Below are 11,046 nucleotides of genomic sequence, written 5' to 3'. Positions count from 1 at the left end.
ATACTGATACGTTGTTTAACACAAAAGTAAACAAAATTGTTGGAAATGCAAAAAACAACCCAGTAACTATATGAATTGTAATGACTGTTTGCACAAAAAAAGAGGATACCTTCCGATATCCTCTTTCTATTATGTCAATCATTTCTGATTTCCTAATCTTTGTGGCTACTTGTTATTTCGTTTCCGTGCCGTCATTTTTACGTTTCGGCTCTTTTTTAGCCAGCAGGACAATATTATAGACATAATCTGTCATCCATTGTTCCGAGTATCCCAAACGCTCTTTGTATTGACGGACAGCGGCAGCCGTTTTATGTACGTCGTCAGCTTTCCATACCATCTTGGTGCATACATCATGAACTGTTTTTTGTGTCATTCCGTAAAGAGCCTTCTTGAAAATGGAGGGCATACGGAATTTCCATTGCATCAGGTTCCCCATCAGCATCATCAGGTCATTAGAGAATCCCTGATACATGAACAAGTAAGACTGAATGTCGTTCTGTGTGCGGCAATTACGCTTTACGGAAGCGTCAATTTCTTTGAAGAAACGTTCGTTCAATCCGTAATCCTGCATCAGCATCTTTCGGGCAGCCGCTTTTTCTGCCAGTCCCAATTTACCATTCTGAGTGGGTACTTTAAATAAGCGTTTGAAGTTAGCCACGTCCGGCAGGAATCGGATATTTGTAATGCCAAGATTGGTGGCGATTACTGACTGGAAATAAACCCGGGTCAGAGATATAAAATCCTCTACATTTCCGACGGTCGTTTCATCGGATTTTTTCTTGAATAAACCAAATAAGCCCATTGTTATATTTACAATTTTATTATTTACAACTTACGATTTGGTTACCAGGAGACTCTATTGTATGAATCTCGCTTGGCAAGCTGTCCGCAAAGATACGAAAAACAGTTGGGTTTCACTAATATTCCAATCCCTTTTCGATGTCTGTCATTATCTCTTTTTTATGGTTGACGGTTATTCTCTTTTTATCCGGAAGTAGAATTTGTGATTTTCGAATACAGGTTCCACAATATCGTAACGAATAAATTTGGCAAGCAGATGCTCGGCGGCTCGGCGTGAAAGACCTGTTTGCCGACAATAACGGTTGAGTGAGAGCAATGCTTCTTGTTCCAGTGTTTCCAACAGAAGTTGTTCGCGGTCGGTGTAACAGATAAGTTCTCCACACGGATTACCGCTCTGCTGCCATACACGCAGATGGATGGGCGTTGCCAGTATATTCTCGTCTTTGATGCGTAGATAGGCAAGCGGTTTGCCTGTTTCATCTTTGGCATATACCGATTTGTGCGGAGTTTCTTCGATTGTAACCACTAAGACTTGTCGTCCTTCTGCTATGTATGTTTTTAGTGTGTATTCCACTTCCGGTACGCAGTAAAGTTGTGCGGCGGCTTCAATCATATACTTCTCTTCTTCAGAACGTACTCCGGCTATTTTCCCATTGTCTTTCACGCCGATAAGCAATCGTCCTCCGTCCGTGTTGGCAAATGCAGAGAGGGTTTTGGCTATTTTGCGTGCATCGGAAATTTCAAACTTAAAATCCTGTTGTTGATGCTCACCTTCAGCAATCAGTGTATGTATATAATCGGTATCTGTAAGCAATTTCATGGATGCAAAGGTAGATAAAAAAGGTGAAAAGCCTTTTTTTTGCATAAAATTCGGGGATTATTTCAAAAAAAAGATTGTTTTTATGCATTTATTTCGGGAAACAATGTATTTTTGCGGCACATTATTAACGAAAAAACTATAAAGGGATTATGAAAGAATTGGTTGAAAAAGTAGCAGCTCTTTATGCTGACTTCTCAAAAGATGCTAATGCTCAGATTGAAAATGGTAACAAAGCAGCAGGAACTCGTGCTCGTAAGATTTCTTTGGAAATTGAAAAAGCAATGAAGGAATTCCGCAAAGCATCTTTGGAAGCTTCTAAGAAATAATAATTAGAAGACTACTGAGATATTAGGAAAAAGAAGAAGGTCTGCCGCTTGTGTGGCAGACCTTCTTTTTGTATTGGCGATATCTTTTTTTAATGGAGGTGAAAAAATCAAATTAATTTTAATTGTATATTTGCCGTTGTAATCGGATTACTATATGAATGAAAATGTCTTGGCTAAACTGAAGATACTTGCAGAATCGGCGAAGTACGATGTTTCTTGTTCGTCCAGTGGCACAGTGCGTTCCAATAAACCGGGGATGCTGGGCAATACTGTGGGAGGATGGGGGATATGTCACAGTTTTGCCGAAGACGGACGGTGCATATCGTTGTTGAAAATCATGCTTACCAATTATTGCATCTACGACTGCGCCTACTGCATCAACCGCCGTAGCAACGACCTTCCCCGCGCCACCTTCTCCGTATCCGAACTGGTGGAACTGACAATGGAATTTTATCGCCGCAACTATATTGAAGGGTTGTTTCTCAGTTCAGGCGTTGTCCGCAATCCGGACTATACGATGGAGCGGCTGGTACGTGTGGCAAAAGATTTGCGGCAAGTGCATCGCTTCAACGGATATATCCATCTCAAAAGCATCCCCGGTGCCAGCCGCGAGTTGGTGAACGAAGCCGGCTTGTATGCCGACCGTCTCAGTGTCAATGTCGAAATTCCCAAAGAAGAAAATCTGAAACTGCTTGCTCCGGAGAAAGACCACAAGAGTGTCTTTGCCCCGATGAAGTATATCCAGCAAGGAGTGCTGGAGAGCAAGGAGGAGCGGCAGAAATTCCGCCACGCCCCACGGTTTGCACCGGCCGGACAGAGTACGCAAGTCATTGTCGGCGCTACTTCCGAGACGGATAAAGACATACTTTTCCTTACGTCGGCACTCTACAACCGTCCCACGATGAAGCGTGTCTATTATTCCGGTTATGTCTCCGTGAATACTTACGACAAGCGTCTGCCTGCCTTGAAGCAGCCTCCATTGGTGCGCGAGAACCGGCTTTATCAGGCAGACTGGCTGTTGCGTTTCTACCAATTCAAGGTAGATGAAATCGTAGACGACGCTTATCCCCATCTCGACCTTGAGATAGACCCGAAACTCTCGTGGGCCTTGCGTCATCCCGAGCATTTCCCTGTTGATATCAATAAAGCGGATTACGAGATGCTTCTCCGTGTGCCGGGCATCGGGGTGAAGTCGGCGAGACTGATTGTTGCTTCCCGGCGTTTCTCCCGGTTGGGTTTTTACGAATTGAAGAAGATAGGAGTAGTGATGAAGAAAGCACAATACTTCATTACCTGTAAAGAACTGCCTTTGCAGATGCAGACGGTGAATGAGCTTTCGCCGCAACGGGTGCGTACTTTGTTGCTGCCCAAAGGCAAAAAGAAAACAGATGAACGCCAGTTGACACTTGATTTTGGAGAATGAGTATTTACGTTTACGATAAAACCTTCGACGGCTTGCTGACTGCTGTTTTTGATGCTTATTTCCGCAAGACCTTTCCCGACGAGTTGTTGTCGGAAGGAGATACCTTACCTTTATTTTATGATGAACTGCATACGGTGGTCACCGACGAGGAGAAAGCTGCCCGCGTATGGCGTGGTTTGCAGAAAAAGGTTTCCTCTTCCGCGTTGGGGTGTCTGACTCAAAGTTGGTTGTCCGAGTTGCCCGAAGTGGGTATGCTTATCTTTCGTTATATCTGCAAGGCGATTGATGCTTCCCGTTCCATTGAGACCAATTTTGCCGACCCGGATGTGCTGCGGCTTGCACAAATCTGGAAGAAAGTGAATGGGGAGCGTGTACACCTGATGCAGTTTGCCCGTTTTCAGAAGGCGGCGGACGGTACATTCTTTGCAGCCTTCGAACCGCAGTTCAATGCGCTTCCGCTTGCCGTCGAGCATTTCAAGGACCGCTTTGCCGACCAAAGGTGGATTATCTATGATATGAAGCGTTGTTACGGCTTTTACTACGATTTGCAGGAGGTGACTCCGGTTTATTTCGATGAAGACAGCCGTGAATCCCATCTGATAACGGGAATGCTGGATGAAAGCCTGATGGATAAAGATGAAAAACTCTTCCAGCAACTTTGGAAAACTTATTTCAAGGCTATTTGTATAAAAGAACGTTTGAATCCGAGAAAACACAGGCAGAATATGCCTGTGCGCTATTGGAAGTATCTGACGGAGAAGCAGCGGTAACGTGTCACTTAACGAAAACGTTGCATACACACGCATGAACCTCATATAAAACTAATCTTTTTCCTGCGATGGCCTGTCGGCTGCCATGCGAATGTCTGTCGGTTTTCTTACTAAAATTTATTCGTCTGACTATAGTGGTCTTTTCGTCTGACTATAGTCAGACGAAAGAAACACTACAGTCAGACGCAAGTTCAACTATAGTCAGACGAATAAATTTATGCATTCCGACCGTTAGTCTGTAGGCAACGGAAAATTAAATCTTAGGCAATTCTCTGCTAACCGATAGACTGAACGTAAGCATCCTCCAAAGAATGTTTTCCGTTTTAGTGTTTGCTATATTGTAGAAAAATATTTTTATAGAAGTTTCTATAAAAAATAACCGTAGATTTCGCTATGCTACGTCTACGGTTATCATATGTTTTTTTAGGAGATTTCCTTTATCATTTGCTTTCAATCTCCAGCACGCCTTTCGTCAATCCCTTTCCGGTAGCTTCCAGTGTGATTTTTCCCGGCTTTTCCGAAGAAGAGACGATTGCTGTCATCATACCGTTAAATACTTTCATTTTCGGAGTTTGGAACGATTCGAGCGAAGCCGGATTTCCGTTGGCTCCTGCACGGTAGCTTCCCGCACCTTTCACTTTGAAGCTGATAACATTGTCGGCCAACGGACAGAGGTTGCCCGCTTTGTCGACTACTCTCACTGTGACAAACGACAGGTCTTTGCCATCGGCTTTAATCTGTGTACGGTCGGGAATCAGTTCGATGTGGTGCGGCTTTCCGGCCGTGTGAATCTCTTTTTCGGCTACAGCCTTTCCGTTTTTGTCGTAAGCCACCACTTTCACCGTGCCCGGTTCGTATTTTGTATCCATCCACATCAGACGATAGCGTTGCTGGCGTTTCAGATTGGCGGTAGAGGTGGAGTCGGCGCTATTGTCAATTGTTACGGAGAGGTCTTTCGTGCGTTTACCCTGGCTCTTGCCGTTGATAAACAGTTCGGCAGACGGGTGGTTGGTGTAGACAAAGACAGGCACTACCTCGCCTTCGTGTCCTTTCCAATTCCAGTGGGGCAGGATGTGGAGGGTCTCTGCGTTTTTGTTCCAATGGCTGCGATAGAGATAATAGCGGTCTTTCGGCAGTCCGGCAAGGTCGATGATACCGAACAGCGAGGAGTGGCTGGGCCAATCGGTATAATACGGGGTAGGTTCGCCGAGATAGTCGAAACCGGTCCATACAAATTCGCCGATGCAGTAGGGAAGGTCTTCGTGCTGGATGAAGTCGTCTTCGGGCAAGTTAGACCATCCACAGTGTTCCACATCGTACGAAGAGGCCTGATGGTCGGGATATTTCTGCATCGAGCGGCGCGCTACGGGCAGTTTGTAAACACCGCGCGAGCTGACAGTAGAAGCCGTCTCGCTACCTAAAATAATCTGTTGCGGCAGTTTCTTGTAGTTTTCCTGATATTTGTGCGGGCGGTAGTTGAATCCTGCCACGTCCATCACGGCAGCCATATTGTTGTTGACCACGGCGTCCGGAGCATCCATTCCTTGAGTGACGGGACGCGTGGGGTCTTCGCGATGGCAGATGTCTTGCAGGAATCGCGAGAGTTTCGGGCCGCGGTTGCCGTTCCATTGGTCGGGTACTTCGTTGCCGATGCACCACATTACTACACTCGGATTGTTACGGAACTGATGAATCAGGTTCACCAAGTCTCTCTCCGCCCATTCGTCGAAAATCTTATGGTAACCGTTCTGCAACTTGGCGCTCTTCCATTCGTCGAACGATTCCGCCATTACCATCATACCCATTTCGTCGCAGGCGCGAATCAGTTCGGGGGCAGGCATATTGTGCGAAGTACGGATGGCGTTGCAGCCCATGTCTTTCAGGATACGTATTTGGCGACGGATACCGGCTTCGTTGGCGATACCACCCAAAGGACCTAAGTCGTGGTGGTTGCAGACACCTTTGAATACGGTGCGTTCGCCGTTCAGGTAAAATCCTTTGTTCGGGATGATTTCGATGGAGCGGATACCGAAAGTCGTGGTGTATTCGTCCTTCAGCGTGTTTCCTTCGTACACTTTGGATACGGCGGCATAAAGTGAAGGCGAGTCGGGCGACCACAAGAGAGGAGCGTCTACCACGAAATCCTGCTCAAAGACTTTTCCGTCATACTTCGTACCTCTCTTTTCGTTGGCGGCTACCACTTTACCGTCGGGAGCAGTCAGCTCGGTCACGATGCGGTAGTCAGTCAAAGATTTGCCGGAAGGGATTTCGAGACTGGTTTTCAAGTTTACTTTGGCAAACTCCTTCTTCACCACGGGCGTGGTCAGTTGGGTTCCCCACGTGGGGATGTGGGCGTCTTCGTTAATCACTAAGTGCACGTTCCGGTAGAGTCCCGCACCCGGATACCAGCGCGAGGATTCGGTTTCGTTCTCCAGGCGGATGGCGAGTGTGTTCTGTTCGTCCGCTTTCAGATAAGGAGTGGCGTCGATGCAGAAGGAGTTGTAGCCATAGTGCCAGTAACCCGCTTCCTGTCCGTTGATGTAAACGCGCGGATGGCTCATGGCGCCGTCGATGATAAGGGTTGCTTTCTTGCCCGAGGAGAATCCCGGTGCTTCGAAGTTGAGCCGATACCAGCCCACTCCGACGAAGGGAAGTCCGCCCGTACGTCCGGCGTGTTCCATCGCTTCCTTCTGTCCGTCTTGGGTGATGGCTACATTCTGTTTGTCGTTCTCGATACTGAAAGGCCCGTAGATAGCCCAGTCGTGCGGAACGTTGACTGCTTGCCATTTGGCGTCGTCATACTCTTTTCTGCCGAAGTCTTTGCTGTCTTCGCGGGTAAACTTCCATCCCTTTTCAAAGGTTTGTTGGGTACGCACTTGCGCAATGGCCAAGGCGGGTACAGCTATCAAGAGAGCTGCTGCGATTTTAAAATGTTTTTTCATACATATATATGGGGTAAAGATTGTTGTTTACTTTTATTCCGAATCCTGTAGGTTGTTTTCCCCTTCGGCGGATTCGGAGGAGGAGAGACGGCTGCCGCAGTATTTGCAGTATGCGGCGTTTTCTGCGTGTCCGGAGCGGTGGCAGTGCGGGCACTTCTTCTTTTGTTTCTGCTTGTAGTCTTTCATCATTGACGCCGAAACAATGCCGGTGGGCACGGCGATGATGGTGTAACCGATGAGCATCACGCAGGCGGAGAGAAAGCGTCCGAAGCCGGTGGCGGGAGTGATGTCTCCGTATCCTACAGTGGTCATGGTGACGATGGCCCAATAGATGCTGTTCGGTATGTTGTTGAATTCGGTATCGGGCTGTGTGCCTTCAATCATGTACATCAGTGTCCCGATGGAAGTCACCAGGATAACGACAAACAAGAAGAACACTGCAATCTTTTTACTGCTTTCGTGCAGGGCGGTAAGCAGCCGTTCGCCTTCGTTGAGGAAGTGGAAGAGCTTGAATACACGAAACACACGTATCAGCCGGAAGGTACGTATGATGAGCAGGTAACGTGCTCCGGGGAAAAGCAGTCCGATGTAAAGGGGCAGCGTTGCCAGCAGGTCGACAATGCCGAAGAAACTGAGAACGTATTTTCTCGGACGGGGCGAGCAGTAGATTCGGGTCAGATACTCGAATGTAAAGAAAGCGGTGAAAAGATATTCAAGCACGACGAACGGAGTTGTCAGATACGGAGGAAGTCCTTTCAGGCTTTCGATGATGACAAGCAGCACGCTGACCAGGATGCACCCAATAAGAACCACGTCAAACCGTTTCCCGGCAGGGGTGTCCGATTCGAAGATGATGACGTATAACTTCCGTTTCAGTTGCTCGTCATGCATAAAGCGGTGGATTCTTTCTTTCAGTTTCATGAGGAAACGTGTGTAGGGATTAGTCTATCACCCAGTTTTTGTTGTGGACAATGGTGTTCTTCGGCTCGTAATACATCCCTTCTTTCGTAGGTATGCGCAAGACATATGTCTTTCCACTGTTGTTTTTCAGCGAGGTATCGCGCAGCCACGGGTTGGCGTCGCGGAGTTGTGCATAGCCGATTCCCTGCTGCTTGGCAAACTCACTTAGGTTGGCGATGGAGGTATTCACAGTCACCTCCTTGTAGGGGATGGCAGGGTAGAGATGTTCTCTTTTCAGCAAGAATCCGTAACGTTGCGGGTTGCTGAGTATCTCCTTGACGGCCAGCAGGCGGAACATATAGCGCGATGTCTCTTCCACCAGCCACAAGTCCATCGCATGGCTTGCCAACTGCTTTTCGAGTTGCGAGGAGATGCGTGCCTGTCCGGCGTTGTAAGCGGCGGATACTGCCATCCAGTCGCCATATTTGGCATACGCTTGTTTGAAGTACTTGCAGGCGGCGACGGTTGCTTTTTCTATATGGTAGCGTTCGTCCACGTTGTCGTTCACTTCCAGTCCGAATTCCCGTCCGGTGGCGGGCATGAACTGCCACAGTCCGGCTGCTCCGGCGGGGGAGCGTGCGATGGTGTTCAGGTTGCTTTCAATCACCATCAGATATTTGAAATCGTCGGGGATACCGTTTGCTTTCAATATCGGTTCTACGATGGGGAAATAGCGGTTGGCACGTTTTATCAGAAGCATGGTTGTGGAGTGCATATAGGTGAAAGCCATCATTTCGCGATCCATCCGTTCGCGGCGGTCGTAGCGGCGAAGGTCGATGGCGGTTCCGTCAAAGACAACCTGTGAAGGCACGGTAGGAGGGGTGACGCAATAAGGCACTTCCGACTTTACCGAATGGGGTTCGTTCACTTGGCTGCTGCCTATCAGGACGGGGAGGGTGGCACCTATGCAGAACACCAATATAAAAGTGAGGATATAGTTGATTTTCGTTTGTTTTTTCATCTCGTTTTATTCTCTTATTTATTCAGTAGTCAGACTTATTGTGCAAAGATAACCTCATTTTGTGTTTCACAAAGAACTTTTCCTGCATTTTATGCGTTTTTTGAATGTATCCGGTGATACAATTTAAAAAATAGCTTATGGATTATAAAATTATTCATCAACCCGAACAGTATTTGTTCAAAACAGAAGTAGACGGGCGTACTGCCTTTGTACAATATCGCCTGTTGGGTGATTCGCTTGACATCATCCACACGATTGTGCCCCGTCCGATAGAAGGGCGAGGGGTGGCTGCCGCATTGGTGAAGGCTGCCTACGAATATGCCCTTGCCAACGGGATGAAGCCGAAAGCGACCTGTTCGTTTGCGGTGCGCTGGCTGGAGAGGCATCCCGAAATGTGCGGATAAGTTGCCGCGTCTGATAGATTTTGCTATCTTTGCGCGCAATTTTAGAACATAGACGTATGGCAATTTCTAAAGAGATGACGGCAGGTCCGGCATTCCCTCTTATTTTAAGATTTACACTGCCGCTTTTGCTCGGCAATCTGCTGCAACAAACGTACTCGCTTGTCGATGCGGCAATCGTTGGAAAGTTTTTGGGTATTAATGCGTTGGCTTCGGTAGGAGCCAGCACGTCGGTCGTATTCCTCATCTTGGGATTTTGCAACGGTTGTTGCGGCGGTTTCGGTATTCCCGTGGCGCAGAAGTTCGGAGCGAGAGATTATAGTACGATGCGCAGTTATATATCCGTCAGTCTGAAACTCGCTTTGGGGATGTCTGTCACGGTTGCTATCGTTACCAGTATCTTTTGTGCGGATATTCTTCGGATGATGCGCACGCCGGAGAATATTTTTGAAGGAGCGTATGCTTATCTGCTGGTCACTTTTATCGGCGTGCCTTTTACGTTCTTCTACAATCTTCTTTCAAGTATTATCCGTGCATTGGGCGACAGCAAGACACCGTTTTGGTTTCTGTTGCTCTCTACGGTTCTTAATATAATCCTCGATTTGTTCTGTATCCTGGTGCTTGGTTGGGGAGTGGCGGGGGCTGCCATTGCCACGGTTATCTCACAGGGGCTTTCGGCAGTGCTTTGCTATTTTTATATGTATCGTAAGTTTGCTATCTTGCAGAGTACTGCGAAAGAACGCCGGTTTCAGTCGAAGTTGGCTAAAACGCTGCTCTATATTGGTGTGCCTATGGGACTTCAGTTTTCCATTACCGCCATTGGCAGTATCATGCTGCAAAGTGCAAACAATGCGTTGGGTACGGCTTGTGTGGCTGCCTTTACTTCGGCAATGCGAATCAAGATGTTCTTCATCTGTACATTCGAGAGCCTGGGCATTGCAATGGCAACGTATAGCGGACAGAATTACGGTGCCGGCAAACCGCAACGCATTTGGCTGGGGATTAAGGCAAGTGCCTTGATGATGATAGTCTATGCGGCATTTACTTTCGTACTTCTGATATTGGGAGCCAGGTACTTTGCCCTGATTTTTGTGTCTCCGTCGGAAACGGAGATACTGTTGGATACGGAACTCTTCCTTCATATCTCCTGTGTGTTCTTCCCTGCGCTCGGATTATTGTGTATTTTGCGTTACACCATTCAAGGGGTGGGCTTCACCAATCTTGCCATGTTCTCCGGGGTGGCGGAGATGATTGCGCGGGTTCTTGTCAGTCTGTATGCGGTGCCCGCTTTCGGTTTCCTTGCCGTGTGCTATGGCGACCCGATGGCTTGGATAGCTGCCGACCTCTTCCTTGTTCCCGCTTTCGTCTATGTGTACAGGCGATTGAAGCGACAGGCGCTTACGGCGGCGGTGGCGATTTAAAAGTCCGCTTCTTTTTGTATGCAGATTATATCTTCGTAGATAGGGTGGCGGAACTCGATATATTCTGCGTGTAGATACAGCCTGTCTGCTTTCTTGCCATATAGCTCATCGCCGAGAATGGGGCGGTTCAGCCCTTTCGGGTGGGCGGTATGTATGCGTAGCTGGTGTGTACGTCCGGTCAACGGATACAAGGTGATGCGGGTATGTCGCTTTGAACTTGC

10 protein-coding genes and 1 pseudogene are annotated in these 11,046 nt (G+C 47.7%); 5 read left to right on the top strand and 6 right to left on the bottom strand.

What is annotated here, in order from left to right; all coding sequences use genetic code 11:
* Window positions 1-172: 172 nt before the first annotated feature.
* A complete protein-coding gene (locus QZ331_RS13820) occupies window positions 173-802 on the bottom strand; it encodes a hypothetical protein (protein ID WP_294631262.1) in 630 nt (209 codons plus the stop codon).
* 171 nt (window positions 803-973) lie between these two features.
* Window positions 974-1,621 (bottom strand): ATP-binding protein, encoded by a 648-nt coding sequence (locus tag QZ331_RS13815; RefSeq protein WP_294631260.1) that lies wholly within the window; start codon window positions 1,619-1,621, stop codon window positions 974-976.
* 149 nt (window positions 1,622-1,770) lie between these two features.
* Between QZ331_RS13815 and QZ331_RS13810 the strand changes: the two genes are divergently transcribed.
* The 3 genes from QZ331_RS13810 to QZ331_RS13800 all read left to right on the top strand — a co-directional run bounded on the left by QZ331_RS13810 (window position 1,771) and on the right by QZ331_RS13800 (window position 4,140).
* Window positions 1,771-1,947 (top strand): histone H1, encoded by a 177-nt coding sequence (locus QZ331_RS13810; RefSeq protein ID WP_294631258.1) that lies wholly within the window; start codon window positions 1,771-1,773, stop codon window positions 1,945-1,947.
* A 154-nt stretch (window positions 1,948-2,101) separates the two neighbouring features.
* Window positions 2,102-3,370, top strand: a complete 1,269-nt coding sequence (locus QZ331_RS13805) for a putative DNA modification/repair radical SAM protein (RefSeq protein ID WP_294631256.1) — start codon at window positions 2,102-2,104, stop codon at window positions 3,368-3,370.
* Window positions 3,367-4,140, top strand: a complete 774-nt coding sequence (locus QZ331_RS13800; RefSeq protein WP_294631254.1) for a TIGR03915 family putative DNA repair protein — start codon at window positions 3,367-3,369, stop codon at window positions 4,138-4,140. Before QZ331_RS13805 ends, QZ331_RS13800 begins: the two co-directional genes overlap by 4 nt.
* Before the next feature lie 440 nt (window positions 4,141-4,580).
* Here QZ331_RS13800 and galB read toward each other — a convergent pair whose 3' ends face one another.
* The 3 genes from galB to QZ331_RS13785 are packed head-to-tail and all read right to left on the bottom strand — an operon-like array spanning window position 4,581 to window position 9,003.
* Window positions 4,581-7,082, bottom strand: a complete 2,502-nt coding sequence (gene galB, locus QZ331_RS13795) for a beta-galactosidase GalB (protein ID WP_294631252.1) — start codon at window positions 7,080-7,082, stop codon at window positions 4,581-4,583.
* Window positions 7,083-7,115: 33 nt separating this feature from the next.
* A complete protein-coding gene (locus tag QZ331_RS13790; RefSeq protein WP_294631250.1) occupies window positions 7,116-8,003 on the bottom strand; it encodes an ion transporter in 888 nt (295 codons plus the stop codon).
* A 19-nt stretch (window positions 8,004-8,022) separates the two neighbouring features.
* Window positions 8,023-9,003 carry a lytic transglycosylase domain-containing protein gene (locus QZ331_RS13785; RefSeq protein WP_294631249.1) on the bottom strand — a complete coding sequence of 327 codons (981 nt, stop codon included), beginning with the start codon at window positions 9,001-9,003 and terminating at the stop codon, window positions 8,023-8,025.
* A gap of 137 nt (window positions 9,004-9,140) precedes the next feature.
* Here QZ331_RS13785 and QZ331_RS13780 point away from each other — a divergent pair, with 137 nt between their 5' ends.
* Both QZ331_RS13780 and QZ331_RS13775 read left to right on the top strand, forming a co-directional pair.
* The gene (locus QZ331_RS13780) at window positions 9,141-9,407 is read left to right on the top strand and encodes a GNAT family N-acetyltransferase (protein WP_294631247.1); all 267 of its coding nucleotides are present in this window, start codon (window positions 9,141-9,143) and stop codon (window positions 9,405-9,407) included.
* Window positions 9,408-9,463: 56 nt separating this feature from the next.
* The gene (locus tag QZ331_RS13775) at window positions 9,464-10,825 is read left to right on the top strand and encodes an MATE family efflux transporter (RefSeq protein WP_294631245.1); all 1,362 of its coding nucleotides are present in this window, start codon (window positions 9,464-9,466) and stop codon (window positions 10,823-10,825) included.
* On the opposite strand, the pseudogene QZ331_RS13770 reads toward QZ331_RS13775, so the two are convergent.
* Window positions 10,822-11,046: pseudogene (locus QZ331_RS13770) on the bottom strand (RNA pseudouridine synthase); the annotation flags it as partial. The gene QZ331_RS13775 and the pseudogene QZ331_RS13770 sit on opposite strands and share 4 nt — an antisense overlap.

The sequence above is a fragment of the uncultured Bacteroides sp. genome (genome assembly GCF_910586915.1).
Classification (GTDB): Bacteria; Bacteroidota; Bacteroidia; order Bacteroidales; family Bacteroidaceae; genus Bacteroides.
This window is presented reverse-complemented; position numbering and strand designations above follow the sequence as displayed.